This window comes from Leuconostoc lactis, assembly GCF_007954625.1.
Taxonomy (GTDB): domain Bacteria; phylum Bacillota; class Bacilli; order Lactobacillales; family Lactobacillaceae; genus Leuconostoc; species Leuconostoc lactis_A.
Genome location: NZ_CP042420.1, coordinates 416,258 through 437,484, shown reverse-complemented (window position 1 = coordinate 437,484; position 21,227 = coordinate 416,258). Strand labels below are relative to the sequence as shown.

Here is a 21,227-nt window from a genome sequence, read left to right as displayed (position 1 = left end):
ATATAGAACAAAAACCAGGAGATAACTCACAATGGCAAAACGTGAATACCCACTAGAACGTACACGTAACATTGGTATCATGGCCCACATCGATGCGGGTAAGACAACCACTACGGAACGTATCTTGTACTACACAGGTAAAATTCACAAGATTGGTGAAACACACGATGGTGCTTCACAAATGGATTTCATGGAACAAGAAAAGGAACGTGGAATCACAATCCAATCAGCCGCTACAACAGCGGTATGGCGTGGATTCTTTGACCAATTCGCTAAGACACCTTACCGTGTTAACATCATCGATACACCAGGTCACGTGGACTTCACAATCGAAGTTGAACGTGCTTTGCGTGTGCTTGATGGTGCCGTAGCCGTGCTTGATGGTGCTGCCGGTGTTGAACCACAAACAGAAACTGTTTGGCGTCAAGCTACAACATATGACGTGCCACGTATTGTCTTCGTTAACAAGATGGATAAGATGGGTGCTGACTTTGAAATGTCAGTTGACTCAATTCATGAACGTTTGCAAGTTAATGCTGAAGCTATCCAATGGCCAATCGGTGCCGAAGATGACTTCGAAGCTATCATTGACTTGATTACACAAGAAGCTTACTACCCAGTTGATGACTTGGGTGAAAAGTGGGAACCACGTGAAATCCCTGCCGAATTGAAGGAACTAGCCGAAGAAAAGCGTAACACGTTGATCGAAGCAGTTGCTGATGTTGATGATGAATTGATGGAAAAGTACCTTGAAGGTGAAGACATTTCTGTTGATGAATTGAAGGCAGCGATCCGTCGTGCCACTTTGGCATTGCAATTCTACCCAGTGCTTGCAGGTTCAGCCTACAAGGATAAGGGTGTGCAAATGATGTTGGACGCGGTTGTTGACTACTTGCCAGGACCTTTGGATGTTAAGCCATATACTGCTACTGATCCAAAGACTGGTGAAGAAGTTGAATTGATTGCCGATGATAACAAGCCATTTGCTGCTTTGGCATTTAAGATCATGACTGATCCTTTCGTTGGTCGTTTGACATTTATGCGTGTGTATACTGGTACTTTGCAATCAGGTTCATACGTACAAAACACATCTTCTGACACACGTGAACGTGTTGGTCGTTTGCTACAAATGCACGCGACATCACGTACAGAAATCGAAGAAGTCTTCTCTGGTGATATTGCTGCGGCAATCGGTTTGAAGAACACAACAACTGGTGATTCTTTGACTGCTGTGGACCACCAATTGATTCTTGAATCAATGGAATTCCCAGAACCAGTTATCGAATTGGCTATCGAACCAAAGACTAAGGCTGACCAAGACAAGTTGTCAAATGCCATCCAAAAGTTGGCGGAAGAAGATCCATCATTCCGTGCCACAACAAACCCTGAAACTGGTGATACTTTGATCGCTGGTATGGGTGAATTGCAATTGGATATCATGGTTGATCGTATGCGCCGTGAATTCAACGTTGAAGCAACAGTTGGTGCCCCACAAGTTGCTTACCGTGAAGCCTTTACACAAACAGTGCAAGCGCGTGGATACTTCAAGCGTCAATCTGGTGGTAAGGGACAATATGGTGATGTTTACATCGAATTCTCACCAAACGAAGAAGGTGCCGGCTTCGAATTCGAAGACGCCATCGTCGGTGGTGTTGTGCCTCGTGAATACATTCCATCAGTTGAAGCTGGTTTGAAGGATGCTTTGAATGCTGGTCCTTTGGCTGGATTCCCATTGGTTGACTTGAAGGCTAAGTTGTATGATGGTTCATACCACGATGTCGATTCTTCTGAAGCAGCCTTTAAGATTGCTGCCTCATTGGCCTTGAAGGAAGCTTCAAAGACAGCCGGTGCAGTTATTCTTGAACCAATCATGGCGGTTGACATTGTTGCCCCTGAAGATAACCTTGGTGATGTGATGGGACACGTTTCAGCACGCCGTGGTATGATCGAAGGTCAAGAATCTCGTGGTCCTGTTTTGGCAGTTAAGGCGAAGGTGCCTTTGTCAGAAATGTTTGGTTATGCAACGACTTTGCGTTCAGCAACACAAGGTCGTGGTACATTCCAAATGGTCTTTGATCACTATGAAGCTGTGCCAAAGAACATCCAAGACGAAATTATCAAGAACAGCGGTAACAAAGAAGATTAATGCTATTAATCTGATACCGTAGATTATGAGTTTATTCAGTAGATAATACTGACAGACGGTCCAGTTAAAACGGCGTCACCCAATCGGGTGACGCCGTTTTGTGTCGATAAATTGAGGAGAATTTATGCTGAAACAGCACAGTAAGTTTTTGATACCGGGCATTATCGTGATTGGTATGGTCTTGCGTATTCCGTTTACGTCGATTCCACCGATTATTTCACATATCGCCAAAACACAACACGTCCCAGTTGGCCAGCTTGGTATTTTGACGACAATACCACTGATCGCCTTTGCAATTTTTTCCTCTATTGCACCAAAGACAGCAGAAAAGTTAGGCTTAGAACGGACTTTTGCCGTGATGCTGGTTGTGATGGTTGTCGGCTCGTGGATTCGGATTATCAACACACCGCTCCTTTATATTGGGACATTATTGATTGGGGTTGGAATCGCCCATATGAATGTCCTCTTGCCCAGTGTGATTCGGTTGTACTTTCCCAATAAAGTTGGGCCGATGACGTCAACGTTTACCTTTAGTATGATGTTAGCCACCGCAGTTGGTGCAGGGTTATCGGCGCCGATTGCTGAAGCAACGCATTGGCACGTGTTTATTTTGTTATTAACAACGGTAATCGGTATTGCTTTTCTAGTGTGGTTACCCAATGTGCGCTTTGCTGCCAAGCATCCGCACTCATTAGCCACTACACCAACTGGTGTGAAGCGACCAAAAAATGCGCATGTTTGGCGTAATCGGTATGCGTGGTTGCTGTTGTATTTTGCTGGTGTCCAATCGGCTATGTTTTACATTTTAATGGCTTGGGGACCGACAATGGCGATTCAAACTGGTCTATCGGCATCAGTCGCGAGTGTGTTTGCCGGTATTAATGCCTTGATCGGGTTACCGTTTGCTCTGACAGTTCCAACGATTGTTGCCCGTTTATCGTCTGTTGGTCGGCAATGGTTGGTTGGTGTGTCTTCGGTGATTGGGATTGTGGGCTATCTGTTGCTCTTAGTGCCCAATAACCATTTTGGCTATTGGTTAAGTGTCAATCTATTGATTGGGGTAAGCACGTCGATTTTATTCCCTTATCTCATGACAACCTTTAGCTTGAAAACAACGACACCAATTCAAACCGCAGAATTATCTGGTATGGCGCAAAGTGGTGGGTATGTCATTGCTGCCCTAGGGCCAGCGTTATTTGGTTATGGTTATGGTTGGTTCCATAGTTGGGTACCGCAAATCGTGGTGATGATCATTTTGTTCATTTTGATGACGATTGCAATTGTTTTAGTGGAAAAACAACATAAAATCTTATCATAAGAAAAGCACGCAGGTAATGAACTTGCGTGCTTTTCTTGATACAATAGTTCTATTGACTAAAAGTGAGGGTTGGGAATTGACTAACACATCAACACCAATTATTGAATTTAAGAACGTTGGTTTATCTTATGATGACAACGAAGTTCTAAAGAACATTGATTTAGCGCTAGAAGCGGGTAAGTTTTACACGTTGCTAGGGCCTTCAGGATCGGGAAAGACTACGATTCTTAATTTAATTTCAGGCCAATTAACGCCGACACATGGCGAGATATTGTTTGAGGGAAACGTGATCAATGACGTGCCGGTTGAAAAACGGCATATGAATACGGTTTTTCAAGATTATGGCCTATTCCCCAATATGGATGTTTTTGATAATGTTGCCTTTGGCCCTAGCATTAAGGGCATGAATAAAGCTGATATCAAGACAAAAGTCATGGAAATGCTGGACCTCGTTAAGCTGTCAGCGTATGCGGATCGTGAAATTAATGAATTGTCAGGTGGCCAAAAGCAGCGTGTTGCCATTGCGCGAGCATTAGCGAATGATCCGGAAGTGCTATTGTTGGATGAACCTTTGTCAGCGTTGGACTATAAGTTGCGTAAAGACATGCAGTATGAATTACGCGAAATCCAACAACGTTTGGGCATTACGTTTGTCTTTGTCACACATGATCAAGAAGAAGCGTTGGCTATGTCTGATTGGATTTATGTCATGAATGACGGGGTCATCCAACAAAATGGCTCACCAGAAGATATTTATGATGAACCAATCAACCACTTCGTGGCTGACTTTATTGGCGAATCTAATATTTTAGATGGTGTTATGAAGGCGGACTATCTGGTTCACTTTACGGGTAAAGACTTTGAAAACGTCGACGCCGGTATGCGACCAAATGAAAAGGTTGAAGTGGTTATTCGTCCTGAAGATTTGGATTTGACGAGTGTTGAAAACGGTAAGTTGGTGGTCACGATTGATGATCAGTCATTCCGTGGTGATTATTACGAAATCACAGCTATTGATGATGATGGGAATGAATGGCAAGTGCAAGCCACAAACAAATCAACGATTGGTGAACGCGTTGGCTTGACGTTTGATCCAGAAGATATTCATATCATGCGCTTTAACGAATCAGAAGATGACTTTGACGCGCGTTTGGAAAGTTATGAGGATGATAGCGATGATGTCAAAGCGTAAACAGCAGCGACAATTATTCTACCTGGTGCCCTATGGTGCTTGGTTGGTGCTATTTGTCATTGTGCCACTTGTATTGTTGCTGTTTCAATCATTAACGACCCAAGATGGTCATTTTACGTTGCGTAACTATGAGACCTACTTTAGTAGTGGGACTTACTTGTTAATGACGATTAATTCAGTCTGGTATGCTTTCTTGATTACGGTCATTACGCTGGTGATCAGTTACCCGACCGCTTATCTCTTAAATCAATTAAAGCATAAGCAATTCTGGCTCTTATTGATTATCTTGCCAACTTGGATTAACTTATTGCTCAAAACTTATGCATTTATTGGTTTGTTATCAAAATCTGGTACGGTCAATAATTTTTTGGGCTTATGGGGCATTGTGCCGCAGCAACTCTTGTTTTCTAACTGGAGTTTCTTGTTGGTGGCGGCCTACATTGAAATTTCCTTCATGATTCTACCAATCTTTAATTCGTTGGCCGAGATCAATCCACGTCTTGCGCAGGCTAGTCGTGATTTAGGCGCAAACAAATGGCAGACGCTTCGGCGTGTCATCATGCCGTTGTCGATGCCCGGTGTTAAAGCCGGTATCCAAGCGGTCTTTATTCCTAGTTTGTCACTATTTATGGTGACACGACTCATCGGTGGTAACCGAGTGATTACTTTGGGTACGGCAATTGAAGAGCATTTCTTAGTGACGCAAAACTGGCGTTTAGGTTCGACGATTGGTGTAATTTTAATTGTTGCGATGGTTATTACGATGATTCTGACACGAGATCGTGCGCGTCAGTCGTCGAGAAAGCGAGGTTGAGCGGATGCATAAAAAAATTAAATGGGCTAATATTTATCTCTGGTTCGTCTTTATCTTGCTATACCTACCCATCTTTTTCCTGATTATCTATTCATTTAATGCCGGGGATGTCATGCAAGGTTGGGATGGCTTCTCTTGGAAACATTACGGTGAACTGTTTGCTGATACGCGGATTATGGAAATTGTTGTCAGCACGCTCTTACTGGCTATTTCAGCGTCAGTGATATCAAGTGTGATTGGCACGGCAGGGGCTTTATACGTGTACAATTTAAGAAACGGCCTCGTGAAGAATGTCTTCTTATCGTTGAATAACGTCTTGTTGGTGTCACCGGATGTTATTATTGGTGCGTCATTCTTGGTGTTTTTCACGGTACTGGGCTTCTCACTAGGCTTTACATCAGTTTTGCTGTCACATATCGCGTTTACGATTCCAATCGTTGTGTTGATGGTCTTACCGCGCCTTCAGGAAATGAATCAATCGCTTGTTGCTGCCGCAAAAGACTTGGGTGCTAATAATTGGCAAATGTTAACCCGTGTGGTCTTACCGGTGATTTCACCAGGTATTTTGGCTGGCTTCTTCATGGCCTTCACGTATTCATTAGATGATTTTGCGGTGACATTCTTTGTCACGGGTAATGGGTTCTCAACATTGTCTGTTGAAATTTATTCTCGTGCCCGTCAAGGGGTCAGTCTTGAAATCAACGCGTTGTCAGCCGTGATGTTTTTAATATCATTGCTTATGGTGCTGGTATACTATGCGATTGCAACACGTGCTGAAAAAAATAAGAAGCGTGCGACGCGTCTTATGTTGGTAGCGTCGGAGGGACTGTGATATGAAAAAGTTGCTACTTGGCGTTGTCGCCATCTTGATTGTTGTCGGGGGACTATTTGGGACTCAGCAATATCTTGCGACTAAAACAGGTTCAGATGCGTCTTCTGACAAAGTGTTGAACCTGTACAATTGGGGTGATTATCTCGATCCTGATTTGATGGCCAAGTTTACCAAGGAAACGGGCTATCAGATTAGTTATGAGACGTTTGATTCCAATGAAGCCATGTATACTAAAATTAAACAAGGTGGCACGTCATATGATTTGGCGGTGCCATCGGATTACATGATTCAGAAAATGAAACGTGAAAACTTGCTGTTGCCGTTGGATCATAGCAAGTTAACTGGTCTTAAAAATTATGATCCGCGTTTTATGAATTTATCTTTTGATCGCCACAACAAATACTCATTGCCTTATTTTTGGGGCACACTCGGCATTATTTATAATGACAAGTTAGTGGATGGGAAAGATGTGCAACATTGGGATGATCTCTGGTCATCAAAATTCCGGAATCAGATTTTGCTTGTCGATTCAGCGCGTGATGCCTTGGGCGTTGCGTTGATTACCCAGCATAAATCAGTTAATACGAAATCTGTTGCTGATTTAGCTGCGGCGCAAGCGAAGTTAGAAGCACTGATGCCAAACGTCAAAGCCATTATTGCTGATGAAATTAAAATGTATATGGCCCAAAATGAAGCAGGGCTGGCTGTTACCTATTCAGGTGAAGCCGCCGAAGCCATTGATAATAACCCGCATTTGCACTATGTTGTGCCAAGTGAGGGGTCAAACCTTTGGTTTGATAATATTGTGATGCCAAAGACGGCCAAGCATAAAGAAGCGGCTTATGCTTTCTTGAACTTTATGAGTGAGCCTAAGAATGCTGCTCAGAATGCGGAATATATTGGTTACGCAACGCCGAACGCGAAAGCGAAGGCATTATTGCCAAAGGCAGTGCGTAATGATCCACAATTCTATCCAAGCAATGAAACGATTAAGAATCTGCAAGTCTATGATGATTTAGGTCAGAAGTGGACTGAAAGATATAATGATGCCTTTTTGGAATTTAAGATGTCAAAGCGTTAAAAACCGACAAATTTTTGTCGGTTTTTTCTTTTAATAAATTTTGGTCAAAAGAAAAAGTCGCAGAATTAAATTGATAAAAGCCTTGCGCATGTAGGGTTCTTCTGTTATAGTAGTTAAGTACGCTTTTGGAACAGTAGTCATATAAACCTACCGAAAGCCTGGTGTATCAATGTTTAGCGATGATGATTAAGGTTGCGACACGCGCGGCCGCGTTGCCATGGGCGCGCAAAACACAAGCAGTGTTGTCGGTTTTTAATTGGAGTTAGCTGATTTACAAAATCAACGAGGAGGCACGAAATAATGGCACAAAAGAAGATCCGTATCCGTTTGAAGGCATACGAACACCGCATCTTGGACCAATCAGCAGAAAAAATTGTTGAAACGGCCAAGCGTACGGGCGCAGAAATCGCTGGTCCTATCCCTTTGCCAACTGAACGTACATTGTACACAATTCTACGTTCACCACATAAGCACAAGGATAGCCGCGAACAATTCGAAATGCGCACGCACAAGCGTTTGATCGACATTGTGAACCCTACTGACAAGACAGTTGACGCATTGCGTAAGCTTGAATTGCCATCAGGTGTTGCAATCGAAATCAAGTTGTAATTTTAACGAATACAACTTCGCACCCGTTAGGGTAAAAATAAGTCAAGAAATTATTTAAGGAGATTAGTCATGACTAAAGGTATCTTAGGCCGCAAAGTCGGTATGACTCAGGTTTTCACTGAAACTGGTGAATTGATCGCCGTGACTGTTGTTGAAGCTACACCAAACGTCGTTTTGCAAGTTAAAACTGTAGAAACAGACGGATATGATGCAGTACAACTCGGTTACCAAGACAAGCGCGCAGTTTTGTCAAACAAACCTGAACAAGGTCACGCTTCAAAAGCAAACACGACCCCTAAGCGCTACGTTCGTGAAATCCGCAATGCGGAAGGCGAATTTAACGCAGGGGATGAAATCAAGGTTGATACATTCGCAGCTGGTGAATACGTCGACGTTACTGGAATCACGAAGGGACATGGCTTCCAAGGTAACATCAAGAAGGATGGCCAATCACGTGGACCAATGGCTCACGGATCTCGTTACCACCGTCGTCCAGGTTCAATGGGTGCTATCATCAACCGTGTCTTCAAGGGTAAGCTTTTGCCTGGACGCATGGGAAACCACAAGCGCACAATGCAAAACGTTGCTATCGTCCACGTTGACGTTGAAAACAACTTGTTGTTGTTGAAGGGTAACGTACCTGGCGCAAACAAGTCACTATTGACAATTAAGTCAACCGTTAAGGTTAACGCAAAGCATCCTGAAGTTAAGATGGCCGGTGTTTCAGCACCAGCTGCCGCAGCTGAAGAAGCTTAATATAGACTATATAGAAAGGAGAACAATCAATCATGACTAAAGTTGCTGTATTAAAGCAAGATGGTAGTCAAGCTGCTGAACTCGAATTGAACGATGCAGTTTTCGCCATCGAACCTAACAACGCCGTTATCACAGATGCAGTTTTGATGCAACGCGCATCAATGCGTCAAGGTACTCATGCTGTCAAGAACCGTTCAGCGGTTTCTGGTGGTGGACGTAAGCCTTGGAAGCAAAAGGGTACTGGTCGTGCACGTGCCGGTTCAATCCGTGAACCACAATTCCGTGGTGGTGGAATCGTCTTCGGACCAACACCTCGTTCATATGCCTACCGTATTAACCGTAAGTCTTACCAATTGGCTTTGAAGTCAGTTTTGTCACAAAAGCTTGCTGACGGTAAGTTGGTTGTTGTTGATGCTTTGTCATTCGAAGCACCAAAGACACAAGACTTCAAGAAGGTTTTGGCTAACTTGTCAGTTGACACAAAGACATTAGTAGTTGTTGATGAAGACAACGAAAACGCAATCTTGTCAGCACGTAACTTGGCTAACGTTCAAGTTATGACAACAAAGGGTATTAACGTACTTGACGTTGTTAATGCAGATAAGCTGGTGATTGTTCAATCATCAATCGAAGAAATCCAAGGAGGTCTTGCCTAATGGATGCACGCGATATTATCCGTCGCCCGATCATTACTGAAGCATCAATGGCGCAAACAGAACGTAAGCGCTATGTCTTCGAAGTCGATGTTCGTGCCACAAAGCCTGAAATTAAGAAGGCAATTGAAGAGATCTTCGACGTTCAAGTATCTGGCTTGAACACAGCTAACGTTCGCGGTAAGAAGAAGCGCCAAGGTCGTTACGTTGGTTACACACGTAAGTTGAAGAAGGCAACCGTAACGTTGTCAAAAGATTCAAAAGATATTCAAATCTTTAACGAAGGTTAATTCTAAATAGGAGGAAAAGACATTGGCTATCAAGAAGTATAAGCCAACCTCTAACGGACGTCGTAACATGACGACTTCAGATTTCGCTGAAATCACGAAGTCAACGCCCGAAAAGAGCTTGTTGGCAAAGAAGTCAAAGACTGGTGCACGTAACAACTCTGGTCGTATGACAGTGCGCCACCACGCTGGTGGACACAAGCAAGCCTACCGTTTGGTGGACTTCAAGCGTATCAAGGATAACAAGACAGCTACTGTAAAGGCTATCGAATACGATCCAAACCGTACAGCAAACATCGCTTTGCTTGTATATGAAGATGGTATTAAGTCATATATCTTGGCGCCAAAGGGATTGAAGGTTGGCGATAAAGTACAATCTGGTCCTGATGCCGACATTAAGCCCGGCAATGCCTTGCCATTGCGCAATATTCCTGAAGGTACTTTGATTCACAACATCGAATTGAAGCCTGGTAAGGGTGGTCAATTGGCACGTTCTGCTGGAACTTCAGCACAAATCTTGGGTAAGGATGGCAAGTATGTCATCGTTCGTTTGACTTCAGGCGAAGTACGTTTGATCTTGGCAACTAACCGTGCAACAATCGGTGAAGTTGGTAACGCTGAACACTCATTGATTAACTGGGGTAAGGCTGGTCGTAACCGTTGGCGTGGAAAGCGTCCACACGTTCGTGGATCAGTTATGAACCCTAACGATCACCCACACGGTGGTGGTGAAGGTAAAGCACCTGTTGGTCGTCCAAGTCCTATGTCACCATGGGGTAAGAAGACTGCTGGTAAGAAGACTCGCGACAAGAAGAAGGCTTCAACGAAGTTCATCGTTCGCGGTCGTAAGAGTAAGTAAGGGAAAGGAGACAACTAATGGCTCGTAGTTTAAAAAAGGGACCATTTGCGGACCCACACTTGCTTAAGAAGATTGAAGCGCAAGCGGATTCTGAAAAGAAGTCAGTGATCAAGACTTGGTCACGTCGTTCAACAATCTTCCCAAGCTTCATCGGCTTTACAATTGCCGTTTATGATGGTCGCAAGCACGTTCCGGTTTTTGTACAAGAAGACATGGTTGGTCATAAGTTGGGCGAATTCGTACCAACACGTACATTCAAAGGCCACAAGGCTGATGATAAGAAGACCGGTAAAAAATAAAGGAGGAAATTGAAAAATGGCTGAACAAATTACTTCAGCTCGCGCGACAGCCAAGATCGTTCGCGTTGCCCCACGTAAGGCACGCCTAGTTCTTGACACAATTCGTCGTAAGAGCGTTAACGAAGCATACGCAATTTTGAAGTTCCTACCTAACACTTCTACTGAAGATATTTACAAGGTTTTGAACTCAGCAGTTGCTAATGCTGAAAACAACTTCTCATTAGACCGAGAAGATCTTATCGTGAAGGAAGCCTTTGCTAACGAAGGACCTACGCTTAAGCGTTTCCGTCCCCGTGCCAAGGGTTCTGCTTCACCAATCAACAAGCGTACAAGCCACATCACAATTGTGGTTGCTGAGAAGGAGGCAAAGTAATGGGTCAAAAGATTAACCCTACTGGATTCCGTGTCGGCGTTATTCGCGACTGGGATGCAAAGTGGTTTGCTGACAAGGCTGATTATGCTAACCAACTTCACGAAGACTTGCGTATTCGTAAGTACATCGAAAAGAACTTAGCGGATGCCGCAGTTGATCGCGTTGAAATTGAACGTAGCACAAAGTCACGTGTTGACGTATCTATCCACACTGCTAAGCCAGGAATGGTTATCGGTAAGGGTGGTTCAGAAGTTGAAAAGCTTCGTACACAATTGGCTAAGTTGACTGATGTCGATGAAAAGGGACGCTCAAAGCGTGTCTTCATCAACATTGTTGAAATCAAGAAGCCTGACTTGTCAGCACACTTGGTTGGACAACAAATCGCTGGTGATTTGGAACGCCGTGTGGCTTTCCGTCGTGCGATGCGTGGTGCTATCCAACGTGCAACACGTTCAGGTGCTAAGGGTATCAAGGTAATGGTTTCAGGTCGTTTGAACGGTGCAGATATTGCCCGTGTTGAACAATACACTGAAGGTACTGTGCCTTTGCATACTTTGCGCGCTGATATCGATTACTCATGGGACGAAGCAATGACTGCTTACGGTAACTTGGGTATCAAGACTTGGATTTACCGTGGTGATGTTTTGCCACAAAAGAAGAACAGTAAGTAAGGAGGGAAGCGAACATGTTAGTACCAAAGCGTGTTAAATTCCGTCGTGTACACCGTGGCCACATGCGTGGTGAAGCAAAAGGTGGAAAGACGGTAACGTTCGGTGAATTCGGCTTGCAAGCAACAACATCAAGCTGGATTACAAACCGTCAAATTGAAGCTGCCCGTATTGCAATGACACGTTATATGAAGCGTGGTGGTAAGGTTTGGATCAAAATCTTCCCTCACAAGTCATATACATCTAAAGGTGTCGGTGTTCGAATGGGTAACGGTAAGGGTTCACCTGAAGGTTGGGTAGAACCAGTTAAGCGTGGTAAGGTAATGTTTGAAGTTGCAGGTGTTCCTGAAGCAACTGCACGTGAAGCATTGCGTTTGGCACAACACAAGTTGCCTGTACGTACAAAGATTATTGCTCGGGAGGCTGAATAATGGCTAAAGCAAGTGAATTGAAAGAATTGTCACTTGCGGATTTGCAAAAGCGCGAGGCCGAATTCAAGGAAGAATTATTCAACCTACGTTTCCAATTGGCTACTGGCCAACTTGAAAACACGGCGCGTATTGCACAAGTTCGTAAGGACATTGCACGAGTTAAGACAGTTATCCGTGCGCAAGAATTGGCAAACGCCAACAAATAAGACGAAAGGAAGAAGCTGAAAAATGAGTGAAGAACGTAATGCTCGTAAGGTTTACCAAGGCCGCGTTGTTTCAGATAAGATGGACAAGACAATCACTGTCGCTGTTGATACTTATGTGAACCACGCCGTTTACGGTAAGCGTGTTAAGTACACAAAGAAGTTTAAAGCCCATGATGAAAACAATAGCGCTAAGATGAACGATATTGTCCAAATCATGGAAACACGTCCTTTGTCTGCAACTAAGCACTTCCGTTTGGTTAAGATCGTTGAAGAGGCAGTTATTCTTTAATTTGATCGTTATCAAATCGTCGTAATTAATTGCTAACTAAGGAGGAAGAACCATGATTCAACAAGAGAGTCGTTTAAAAGTGGCTGACAACTCTGGCGCACGTGAAATCTTGACGATTAAAGTGCTCGGTGGTTCAGGCCGTAAGTTTGCTGGTGTTGGTGACGTTATCGTTGCCACAGTTAAGCAAGCTATCCCTGGTGGTAACGTAAAGAAGGGTGACGTCGTTAAGGCTGTTATCGTTCGTACTGTTTCAGACGTTCGTCGTGCAGACGGTTCATACATCAACTTTGATGAAAATGCCGCTGTTATCGTAAAGGACGACAAGTCACCAGTTGGTACGCGTATCTTTGGCCCTGTTGCACGTGAATTGCGTGATGCAGACTTTATGCGTATCGTTTCATTGGCACCAGAAGTGCTCTAAAACTGACAAGGAGGAGCCAAATCATGTTTGTAAAAACAGGTGATAAGGTTCGCGTCATTGCCGGCAAAGACAAGGGAAAAGAAGGCACAATCACTAAGACTGTTGCTGCAAAGGACCGCGTTGTTGTCGAAGGCGTGAACATCGTTAAGAAGCATCAAAAGCCTTCTAACGAATACCCACAAGGTGGTGTTATCGATATCGAAGCACCAATCCATGTATCAAACGTGCAATTGCTTGACCCTTCAACTAACGAACCAACTAAGGTTGCGTTCAAGATTGAAGATGGCAAGAAAGTTCGCGTATCTAAAAAGTCTGGTAACGTACTAGGCTAATATTGAAAGGTGAAATCATTTTCATGGCTAACGCATTAAAAGAAAAATATGTTAATGAAGTTCAACCTGCTTTGATCGAAAAGTTTAACTTCTCATCACCAATGCAAGCCCCTAAGATCGAAAAGATCGTTCTTAACATGGGTGTTGGTGATGCGGTGTCAAACTCAAAGAACTTGGATGAAGCGGTTGAAGAATTGAAGTTGATTGCTGGTCAACAACCAGTTATCACAAAGGCAAAGAAGTCAATCGCTGGTTTCCGTTTGCGTGAAGGTATGTCAATCGGAACTAAGGTTACATTGCGTGGTGAACGCATGTATGAATTCTTAGACAAGTTGATCAACATCTCATTGCCTCGTGTCCGTGACTTCCGTGGTGTATCATCAAAGGCCTTCGATGGTCGTGGTAACTACACTTTGGGTGTTCGTGAACAATTGATCTTCCCTGAAATCGATTTTGACCAAGTTAACCGCGTTCGCGGCTTGGACATTGTTGTGGTTACAACAGCTCAAAACGATGAAGAAGGTCGCGCATTGTTGACACTTTTGGGCATGCCATTTGCAAAGTAATTTTGCAAATTAAAAACGTTCGTTACTCTTATAATTAAAAGAGTGACACGTTTTTAACTGTTATTGACCGAAATGGTCTATAATAGTTAAGAGCGTGTCATTTCATTATGTCCGTTCAAAAATAAAAGGAGGATATCGATAGATGTCTATGACTGATCCAATCGCTGATTTGTTAACACGTATTCGTAACGCCAACATGGCACACCGTGACGTTGTTGAAATTCCAGCATCAAAAATTAAAATGAGCATCGTTGAGATCTTGAAATCAGAAGGTTTCGTTCGCGACGTAGAATACATCGAAGATAACAAGCAAGGTGTTATCCGTGTATTTCTTAAGTACGGCGAAGACCGTAACCGTGTGATTACAGGACTTAAGCGTATCTCAAAGCCAGGTTTGCGTAAGTATGCCAAGGCTGATTCATTGCCAAAGGTTTTGAACGGTTTGGGTATTGCGATTATCTCAACTTCTGTTGGTGTGATCACTGACAAAGAAGCACGCGCAAAGCAAATCGGTGGCGAAGTGCTCGCTTACGTTTGGTAATATATCTAAGAAAGGAGACTTACCATGAGCCGTATTGGAAATAAAGTAATTACATTGCCAGCAGATGTTGAAGTATCTCAAGAAGGTACAGTTGTTACTGTTAAGGGACCTAAGGGAACATTGTCACGTGAAATTGCGCCGCAAATCACAATGACTGTTGAAGGTTCTGAAGTAACATTCACACGCGCAAGCGATGATAACAAGACAAAGGCTTTGCACGGTACAACACGTGCAAACGTTGCTAACATGGTCGAAGGTGTTTCTACTGGATTCACTAAGACTTTGAAGCTTGTCGGTGTTGGTTACCGTGCCGCAAAGTCAGGTTCAAAGTTGACTTTGTCTGTTGGTTACTCACACCCAGTTGACTTTGAAGACCGCGAAGATTTGACAGTTGAAGTACCAGATGCTTTGACAATCAAGATTTCAGGTATTTCAAAGCAAAAAGTCGGCGATTTCGCTGCTGAAATTCGTGCCGTACGTGCCCCAGAACCTTATAAGGGTAAGGGTATTCGTTACGAAGGTGAAGTTGTTCGTCGTAAGGAAGGTAAGACTGGTAAGTAATCAAATCGTCAGATTTTTTAACTTACTCGTATTATTTTCAATTATTAATCACAATAAATTTAACATGGCGTAAGCCATCAAGAAAAGGAAAGCACAGCTATGATTTCAAAACCAGATAAAAACAAGCTCCGCTTAAAGCGCCACAAGCGCGTTCGCGGCAAGATTTCTGGTACTGCTGCTCGCCCACGTTTGAACGTTTTCCGTTCTAATGCAAACATCTACGCGCAATTAATTGATGACGTAGCGGGTGTAACGCTAGCAAGTGCCTCAAGCCATGATGCAGAAGTATCAGGTACAAAGACAGAACAAGCTATTAAAGTTGGTGAATTGATCGCTACACGTGGTAAGGCCGCAGGATTAGAAGAAGTTATCTTCGATCGTGGTGGTTACTTGTATCACGGACGTGTTCAAGCATTAGCAGAATCAGCCCGTGAAAACGGCTTGAAGTTCTAAGGAAAGGAGGAATAAAAAATGGTTGAATTCGTTAACCCTAAGTCACTTGGTGAATTAGAAGAAAACGTTGTTGCTATTAACCGTGTCACAAAAGTTGTCAAGGGTGGTCGTCGTTTGCGTTTCGCAGCGTTGGTTGTCGTTGGTGATAAGCAAGGCCACGTTGGTTTTGGAACTGGTAAGGCACAAGAAGTTCCTGAAGCTATCCGTAAGGCAATCGAAGATGCTAAGCGTAAGATGATCACTGTACCAACAGTAGGGACAACTATTCCTCACGACGTCCTTGGCGTTTGGGGCGGTGGTAAGATCTTGATCAAGCCAGCCGAAGAAGGTTCTGGTGTTGCTGCCGGTGGTGCTGCACGTTCTGTTATGGAATTAGCAGGTATCGCCGATGTGACTGCAAAGTCACTTGGCTCATCAACACCAGTTAACGTTGTCCGCGCAACTTTTGAAGCTTTGACAAGCTTGAAGGATGCAGAAGAAGTAGCAGCTTTGCGTGGTGTTTCATTGGAACACTTGGCTGAATAAGGAGCGATAAAATGGCTGATTTGAAAATCACTTTGATTAAGAGTGCGGCTCATCGCTTACCAAAGCAACGCGCGATCGTTAAGTCACTTGGACTTGGTCGTGTATCTAGCTCAGTGGTGAAGCCTAACAACGAAGCTACTCGTGGCGCAATTTTCCACATTGCTCACTTGGTTAGCGTTGAAGAAGTAAAGTAATAACGATAAAAATAGGAGGTACCGAAAGATGAACTTGAACGAATTACAACCTGCTGCAGGTTCACGCAAGTTGCGTAACCGTGTAGGTCGCGGTACGTCATCAGGAAACGGTAAGACATCTGGACGTGGTCAAAAGGGTCAAAAGGCTCGTGGCAAAGTACGTTTGGGATTCGAAGGTGGTCAAATGCCTTTGTACCGTCGTATTCCAAAGCGTGGATTTACTAACATTTCACGTAAGGAATTTGCTGTGGTTAACTTGGAAAAGTTGAACGCATTCGCAGATGGCACAGAAATCACGCCAGCACTTTTGATTGAAAGCGGTGTTGTTAAAAATCAAAAGTCAGGTATCAAAGTCTTGGCTGTCGGTCAACTTGACAAGAAGTTGACTGTTAAGGCACATAAGTTCTCAGGCGCTGCTAAGGCGGCTATCGAACAAGCCGGTGGAACGACTGAGGTAATTTAATGCTACGCACGTTATTTAATGCAGTACGTGAAAAGGATATTCGCAAAAAGTTAGGGTGGACCTTCCTGCTTCTGTTTATTTACAGAATCGGAACGCACATTACTGTGCCTGGTGTTAACCCTGCTGCAATGGCGGATATGGCCAATTCAGGATTAATGAACATTCTGAACATTTTTTCTGGTGGCGGTTTAATGAATTACTCATTGTTCGCAATGGGTGTTTCACCTTACGTGACGGCACAAATTGTTGTGCAACTTTTGCAATTAGATATCGTGCCTCGCTTTGTTGAATGGAGTAAGCAGGGTGAAGTTGGTCGGCGAAAGTTGAACAACGCCACACGTTGGTTAACCCTCGTGCTTGCATTTGTTCAGTCCGTAGGTATTACAGCTGGATTTAATTCACTGACAGCCTACGGACTTGTTAGCCACACAAATGATGTGATGTCATACCTTGTCATTGGCACGGTCATGACCATCGGAACATTTTTTGCGATGTGGCTAGGTGAAATGATTACTGAAAAAGGATTAGGAAACGGCGTTTCCATGATCATCTTTGCTGGAATCATTGCACAAGCACCTTCAGGCATGTATGACATTTTCAAAGAAAATATCTTACAAGCCAACTCAAATGATTTAGTCAACGGCATTGTCTTTATGGCTGTGTTAACAGCTGCCATGATCTTGGTCATCGGCATTACAACATGGTTCTATGAAGCCACACGTCGTTTACAAATGCAGTACACACGTTCTGCAACATCATATGGTAGTGAAGCTTATTTACCATTGAAGGTTAACGTCTCTGGCGTTATTCCGGTCATTTTTGCCTCATCATTTATTAGTACACCACAAACGATTTTGTTGGCATTCCAAGGTAAATATGCGTCAGCGCAATGGTATCAAGTTATGCAAGATCTATTTAGCTTGACAACACTACCGGGTGCAATTCTCTACACTGTTTTGATTATCATCTTTACCTACTTCTATGCCTTTGTCCAAGTTAACCCTGAGAAGTTATCAGAAAACTTGCAAAAGCAAGGGGCTTACATCGTCGGTGTACGTCCTGGTAATGAGACAAAGGCTTATGTGTCACAATTACTTTTGAATTTGAGCTTTGTTGGTTCAATCTTCTTAGGTTTTGTGGCCTTGGTACCACTCATTGCCTCAGATGTCTGGGGTTTGAACGAGAAAATTGGACTAGGTGGCACAAGCCTTTTGATTACAATTGGCGTGGCGCTTGATTTGATTCGTCAAATTGATGGCTTGATGCAAAAGAGAAATTATATTGGGTTTATCACAAAAGATCAGTTAGCAAATCGGGAGGCAGCTAATGGCTAAGAATTTGATTTTGTTAGGTTTGCCAGGTGCTGGAAAAGGCACACAAGCAGACCTTATTGTTAAGGATTATCCAACGGTTCACATCTCTACTGGAGATATTTTCCGTGCCAATTTGGCCAATGATACAGAATTGGGAAAGCAAGCACGTGAATATATGGACGCTGGTAACTTGGTCCCTGACGAAATCACAAACGCAATGGTTGCTGATCGTTTGAGTCAAGCAGATGTTCAAGCTGATGGTTTCATGTTAGATGGTTACCCACGTAATGAAGCGCAAGCGGCATTCTTGGATAAGTATTTAGCCGAAAATGGGACATCAGTTTCTGCAACACTTTATTTTGAAGTTTCTGATTCATTGTTGCGCGAACGTCTTTTGGGACGTGGCCGCGCAGATGATACACCTGAAGTTATTGACAACCGTTTGGCGGTCAATAAAGCAGCGAACTTGCCATTGGTAGATTACTACCAAAAGGCAGGTGTCTTGCACACAATCGATGGCGGACAAGAACTTGCCGAGGTGTATCATGATGTGAAAGCGGTTTTGGATAACTTGTAAGCAAAGTTTCTGAAATCACATTGAGAAGTACTAGCAAATCTGGTATAATTTGATAGGTTAAGCACTTCTCAACAATGTTGAACATTATTAGCACAGGAGGTTAAGTGCATGGCCAACGATGTCATTGAAATCGAAGGTAAAGTGAAAGAAACTTTACCAAATGCGATGTTCCAAGTAGAACTCGAAAATGGCGCAGTTATCTTGGCGCACGTTTCAGGTAAAATTCGTAAGAACTTTATCCGAATCTTGCCAGGTGACCGTGTCACAGTCGAAATGTCACCATACGACTTAACGAAAGGTCGTATTACTTATCGTTTCCGTTAAGAAGTGATTTGGAATAATCAGTTAACCGAATAGGAGGAATAGATTATGAAAGTACGCCCATCAGTTAAAAAGATGTGTGATGCTTGCCGCGTTATCAAGCGGAATGGTCGCACAATGATCATTTGCCCAGCTAACCCTAAGCACAAGCAACGTGCTGGAAAGTAATTTTCCAGAACTAGGCAATTTTAAAAAATTATTGTAAATAGACATAACTGTCATTTTCAAAATACTAACAGGAGGTAAATTGTTATGGCTCGTATTGCAGGTATTGATTTGCCACGTGACAAGCGTATTGTCATTGGCTTAACATACATCTACGGAATCGGTAATACTACTGCACAAAAGATTTTGGCTGAAGCAGGCGTTTCAGAAGACGTCCGTGTTCGCGATCTCACAGCAGATCAAGAAGACGCCATCCGTGCAACAGTTGACAAGTTGAACTTGCAACTTGAAGGTGATTTGCGTCGTAAGGTATCACTTGATATCAAAGCGTTGCAAGAAATCGCTTCATACCGTGGCATTCGTCATCGTAAGGGCTTGCCCGTTCGTGGACAAAACACGAAGAACAACGCTCGTACACGTAAAGGCCCAGCTAAGGCAATTGCTGGTAAGAAGAAGTAATCTCTGATTATTTTTTCTGTTGTATCCTAATCGATACGGCACATGATTATCGTAACCATAGTTACGTAATGTTGGTTAAGCAATTAACCCGAGAAATTATATAAAAAGTATTGAAAAGGAGGCAAACATTATGGCAGGTCGTACAACGCGTAAGCGTCGTGTGAAGAAGAATATTGAAACTGGTGTTGCTCACATCCACTCAACATTCAACAACACAATCGTCATGATTACAGATGTTCAAGGTAACGCAGTTGCTTGGTCATCAGCCGGTGCGCTTGGCTTCAAGGGAAGCCGTAAGTCAACACCATTCGCTGCTCAAATGGCAGCAGAAGCAGCCGCAAAGAGTGCCATGGAAATGAACATGCGCACTGTTGCAGTTACTGTTAAGGGACCAGGTTCTGGTCGTGAATCAGCAATTCGTGCTTTGGCTGCAGCTGGCCTGGAAGTAACATCAATTAAAGATGTTACACCAGTTCCCCACAACGGATCACGCCCACCAAAGCGTCGTCGTGTTTAATTGATTTTCATTGCTCTTGCTGTGAAAGAAGGGGTAAGAATTACAGATGATTGAATTTGAAAAGCCAAATATTCATAACATCGAAGAGGATGCCCGCTATGGCAAATTTGTTGTAGAGCCTCTTGAACGCGGATATGGTACAACGCTTGGGAACTCTTTGCGTCGTATCTTATTGTCATCGCTTCCGGGCGCAGCCGTTAACACGGTGCAAATTGACGGTGTCGTTCACGAGTTTTCAACTGTGGATGGTGTCGTTGAAGATGTCACACAAATCATCTTGAACCTCAAGAAGGTTGTGTTGGCGATTGATTCGGATGATGAACGCAGCCTTGAAATCGATGTTCAAGGTCCGGCTGAAGTGACTGCTGCTGATTTGCAAGCAGGTGCAGACGTTGAAGTTTTGAACCCTGATTTGCATATCGCTACTGTGGCAGCAGGTAAGTCATTGCATATGACAGTCACGGCAGTTAAAGGTCGTGGTTACTCATCAGCAGACGAGAATAAGCAATTGCGTGAAGAAATGCCGATCGGTGTTTTGGCAGTTGATTCAATTTATACGCCTATCGAACGTGTGAACTACCATGTAGAAAACACACGTGTCGGTGCACGTGATGATTATGATAAGCTCACTTTTGATATTTGGACTAATGGTTCAATCAAGCCTAGTGATGCTTTGAGCCTAGGTGCAAAAATCTTGGCGGAACATTTGAACTTGTTTATGGATATTTCTCCAGTGGCAGCTGAAGCCAATGTTATGGTGGAAGCGGAACCTGTTGCCGTTAGTGCGTCAGATTCTGCGCCAATTGAAGACTTGGACTTATCAGTTCGTTCTTATAATTGTCTCAAACGGGCCGGTATCAACACTATTGTGGAGTTGACAGATCGCACTGAAGCCGACATGATGAAGGTGCGTAATCTCGGTCGGAAATCACTTGACGAAATCCAAGAAAAGCTGACTGAAATGGGCTTAGGATTCCGTAAGGAAGATTAACACATGTCTTTAAAC

Annotated in this window: 33 protein-coding genes; all 33 read left to right on the top strand. The window is 43.5% G+C overall.

Annotated elements, in window-relative coordinates:
- Nucleotides 1–31 precede the first annotated feature (31 nt).
- The 33 genes from fusA to FGL80_RS02035 all read left to right on the top strand — a co-directional run bounded on the left by fusA (nt 32) and on the right by FGL80_RS02035 (nt 21,212).
- The gene (fusA, locus tag FGL80_RS02195) at nt 32–2,146 is read left to right on the top strand and encodes an elongation factor G (RefSeq protein WP_055307347.1); all 2,115 of its coding nucleotides are present in this window, start codon (nt 32–34) and stop codon (nt 2,144–2,146) included.
- 124 nt (nt 2,147–2,270) lie between these two features.
- The gene (locus FGL80_RS02190) at nt 2,271–3,464 is read left to right on the top strand and encodes a CynX/NimT family MFS transporter (RefSeq protein ID WP_055307348.1); all 1,194 of its coding nucleotides are present in this window, start codon (nt 2,271–2,273) and stop codon (nt 3,462–3,464) included.
- Nucleotides 3,465–3,540: 76 nt separating this feature from the next.
- On the top strand, nt 3,541–4,656 hold the full coding sequence (locus FGL80_RS02185) for an ABC transporter ATP-binding protein (RefSeq protein ID WP_172792702.1): 1,116 nt from the start codon (nt 3,541–3,543) through the stop codon (nt 4,654–4,656).
- Nucleotides 4,643–5,470, top strand: coding sequence for an ABC transporter permease (locus FGL80_RS02180; protein ID WP_147001979.1), 828 nt, complete (start codon nt 4,643–4,645; stop codon nt 5,468–5,470). Before FGL80_RS02185 ends, FGL80_RS02180 begins: the two co-directional genes overlap by 14 nt.
- A gap of 4 nt (nt 5,471–5,474) precedes the next feature.
- Nucleotides 5,475–6,302, top strand: coding sequence for an ABC transporter permease (locus FGL80_RS02175; protein WP_009999871.1), 828 nt, complete (start codon nt 5,475–5,477; stop codon nt 6,300–6,302).
- A gap of 1 nt (nt 6,303) precedes the next feature.
- The gene (locus FGL80_RS02170; protein ID WP_055307350.1) at nt 6,304–7,383 is read left to right on the top strand and encodes an ABC transporter substrate-binding protein; all 1,080 of its coding nucleotides are present in this window, start codon (nt 6,304–6,306) and stop codon (nt 7,381–7,383) included.
- A gap of 300 nt (nt 7,384–7,683) precedes the next feature.
- Entirely contained in the window at nt 7,684–7,992 is a 309-nt protein-coding gene (rpsJ, locus tag FGL80_RS02165) for a 30S ribosomal protein S10 (protein ID WP_002816040.1), read from the top strand.
- Nucleotides 7,993–8,061: 69 nt separating this feature from the next.
- On the top strand, nt 8,062–8,748 hold the full coding sequence (gene rplC / locus FGL80_RS02160) for a 50S ribosomal protein L3 (RefSeq protein WP_009999868.1): 687 nt from the start codon (nt 8,062–8,064) through the stop codon (nt 8,746–8,748).
- Nucleotides 8,749–8,780: 32 nt separating this feature from the next.
- Nucleotides 8,781–9,404: a 50S ribosomal protein L4 gene (gene rplD, locus FGL80_RS02155; protein WP_009999867.1), complete on the top strand. Its 624-nt coding sequence runs from the start codon at nt 8,781–8,783 to the stop codon at nt 9,402–9,404.
- Nucleotides 9,404–9,691, top strand: coding sequence for a 50S ribosomal protein L23 (gene rplW / locus FGL80_RS02150; RefSeq protein WP_009999866.1), 288 nt, complete (start codon nt 9,404–9,406; stop codon nt 9,689–9,691). The genes rplD and rplW overlap by 1 nt, the downstream gene beginning before the upstream one ends.
- 22 nt (nt 9,692–9,713) lie before the next feature.
- Nucleotides 9,714–10,547, top strand: coding sequence for a 50S ribosomal protein L2 (rplB, locus tag FGL80_RS02145; RefSeq protein WP_055307352.1), 834 nt, complete (start codon nt 9,714–9,716; stop codon nt 10,545–10,547).
- A gap of 17 nt (nt 10,548–10,564) precedes the next feature.
- Complete coding sequence (gene rpsS, locus FGL80_RS02140) at nt 10,565–10,846, top strand: 30S ribosomal protein S19 (protein ID WP_004899458.1); 282 nt, start codon at nt 10,565–10,567, stop codon at nt 10,844–10,846.
- 16 nt (nt 10,847–10,862) lie between these two features.
- On the top strand, nt 10,863–11,219 hold the full coding sequence (rplV, locus tag FGL80_RS02135) for a 50S ribosomal protein L22 (RefSeq protein WP_004899456.1): 357 nt from the start codon (nt 10,863–10,865) through the stop codon (nt 11,217–11,219).
- Nucleotides 11,219–11,890: a 30S ribosomal protein S3 gene (rpsC, locus tag FGL80_RS02130; RefSeq protein WP_009999864.1), complete on the top strand. Its 672-nt coding sequence runs from the start codon at nt 11,219–11,221 to the stop codon at nt 11,888–11,890. Before rplV ends, rpsC begins: the two co-directional genes overlap by 1 nt.
- A gap of 14 nt (nt 11,891–11,904) precedes the next feature.
- Nucleotides 11,905–12,318, top strand: coding sequence for a 50S ribosomal protein L16 (rplP, locus tag FGL80_RS02125; RefSeq protein ID WP_009999861.1), 414 nt, complete (start codon nt 11,905–11,907; stop codon nt 12,316–12,318).
- Nucleotides 12,318–12,524: a 50S ribosomal protein L29 gene (gene rpmC / locus FGL80_RS02120; protein ID WP_002816028.1), complete on the top strand. Its 207-nt coding sequence runs from the start codon at nt 12,318–12,320 to the stop codon at nt 12,522–12,524. Before rplP ends, rpmC begins: the two co-directional genes overlap by 1 nt.
- A gap of 22 nt (nt 12,525–12,546) precedes the next feature.
- Nucleotides 12,547–12,813 carry a 30S ribosomal protein S17 gene (gene rpsQ / locus FGL80_RS02115; RefSeq protein WP_009999860.1) on the top strand — a complete coding sequence of 89 codons (267 nt, stop codon included), beginning with the start codon at nt 12,547–12,549 and terminating at the stop codon, nt 12,811–12,813.
- Between the two features lie 52 nt (nt 12,814–12,865).
- Nucleotides 12,866–13,234 (top strand): 50S ribosomal protein L14, encoded by a 369-nt coding sequence (gene rplN, locus FGL80_RS02110; RefSeq protein WP_009999859.1) that lies wholly within the window; start codon nt 12,866–12,868, stop codon nt 13,232–13,234.
- 23 nt (nt 13,235–13,257) lie between these two features.
- Nucleotides 13,258–13,566 carry a 50S ribosomal protein L24 gene (gene rplX / locus FGL80_RS02105; protein WP_009999857.1) on the top strand — a complete coding sequence of 103 codons (309 nt, stop codon included), beginning with the start codon at nt 13,258–13,260 and terminating at the stop codon, nt 13,564–13,566.
- Between the two features lie 23 nt (nt 13,567–13,589).
- On the top strand, nt 13,590–14,132 hold the full coding sequence (gene rplE, locus FGL80_RS02100) for a 50S ribosomal protein L5 (protein ID WP_009999856.1): 543 nt from the start codon (nt 13,590–13,592) through the stop codon (nt 14,130–14,132).
- Nucleotides 14,133–14,274: 142 nt separating this feature from the next.
- Nucleotides 14,275–14,673, top strand: a complete 399-nt coding sequence (rpsH, locus tag FGL80_RS02095) for a 30S ribosomal protein S8 (protein ID WP_009999855.1) — start codon at nt 14,275–14,277, stop codon at nt 14,671–14,673.
- A 24-nt stretch (nt 14,674–14,697) separates the two neighbouring features.
- Nucleotides 14,698–15,234: a 50S ribosomal protein L6 gene (gene rplF / locus FGL80_RS02090; protein ID WP_009999854.1), complete on the top strand. Its 537-nt coding sequence runs from the start codon at nt 14,698–14,700 to the stop codon at nt 15,232–15,234.
- A gap of 99 nt (nt 15,235–15,333) precedes the next feature.
- The gene (rplR, locus tag FGL80_RS02085) at nt 15,334–15,687 is read left to right on the top strand and encodes a 50S ribosomal protein L18 (protein WP_009999853.1); all 354 of its coding nucleotides are present in this window, start codon (nt 15,334–15,336) and stop codon (nt 15,685–15,687) included.
- An 18-nt stretch (nt 15,688–15,705) separates the two neighbouring features.
- Nucleotides 15,706–16,212 carry a 30S ribosomal protein S5 gene (rpsE, locus tag FGL80_RS02080; RefSeq protein WP_009999850.1) on the top strand — a complete coding sequence of 169 codons (507 nt, stop codon included), beginning with the start codon at nt 15,706–15,708 and terminating at the stop codon, nt 16,210–16,212.
- A gap of 11 nt (nt 16,213–16,223) precedes the next feature.
- The gene (rpmD, locus tag FGL80_RS02075; RefSeq protein ID WP_004899438.1) at nt 16,224–16,406 is read left to right on the top strand and encodes a 50S ribosomal protein L30; all 183 of its coding nucleotides are present in this window, start codon (nt 16,224–16,226) and stop codon (nt 16,404–16,406) included.
- Between the two features lie 28 nt (nt 16,407–16,434).
- Entirely contained in the window at nt 16,435–16,869 is a 435-nt protein-coding gene (gene rplO, locus FGL80_RS02070) for a 50S ribosomal protein L15 (RefSeq protein ID WP_009999848.1), read from the top strand.
- The gene (gene secY / locus FGL80_RS02065) at nt 16,869–18,203 is read left to right on the top strand and encodes a preprotein translocase subunit SecY (RefSeq protein WP_055307353.1); all 1,335 of its coding nucleotides are present in this window, start codon (nt 16,869–16,871) and stop codon (nt 18,201–18,203) included. The genes rplO and secY overlap by 1 nt, the downstream gene beginning before the upstream one ends.
- Entirely contained in the window at nt 18,196–18,759 is a 564-nt protein-coding gene (locus FGL80_RS02060; protein ID WP_029509450.1) for an adenylate kinase, read from the top strand. Before secY ends, FGL80_RS02060 begins: the two co-directional genes overlap by 8 nt.
- 108 nt (nt 18,760–18,867) lie before the next feature.
- The gene (gene infA / locus FGL80_RS02055) at nt 18,868–19,083 is read left to right on the top strand and encodes a translation initiation factor IF-1 (protein WP_002816015.1); all 216 of its coding nucleotides are present in this window, start codon (nt 18,868–18,870) and stop codon (nt 19,081–19,083) included.
- Nucleotides 19,084–19,128: 45 nt separating this feature from the next.
- Nucleotides 19,129–19,248 (top strand): 50S ribosomal protein L36, encoded by a 120-nt coding sequence (rpmJ, locus tag FGL80_RS02050; RefSeq protein WP_009999832.1) that lies wholly within the window; start codon nt 19,129–19,131, stop codon nt 19,246–19,248.
- A gap of 84 nt (nt 19,249–19,332) precedes the next feature.
- Entirely contained in the window at nt 19,333–19,704 is a 372-nt protein-coding gene (gene rpsM, locus FGL80_RS02045) for a 30S ribosomal protein S13 (protein ID WP_009999831.1), read from the top strand.
- Nucleotides 19,705–19,834: 130 nt separating this feature from the next.
- Nucleotides 19,835–20,221, top strand: a complete 387-nt coding sequence (gene rpsK, locus FGL80_RS02040) for a 30S ribosomal protein S11 (RefSeq protein ID WP_009999830.1) — start codon at nt 19,835–19,837, stop codon at nt 20,219–20,221.
- Between the two features lie 46 nt (nt 20,222–20,267).
- Nucleotides 20,268–21,212, top strand: coding sequence for a DNA-directed RNA polymerase subunit alpha (locus tag FGL80_RS02035; RefSeq protein WP_009999829.1), 945 nt, complete (start codon nt 20,268–20,270; stop codon nt 21,210–21,212).
- Nucleotides 21,213–21,227 lie beyond the last annotated feature (15 nt).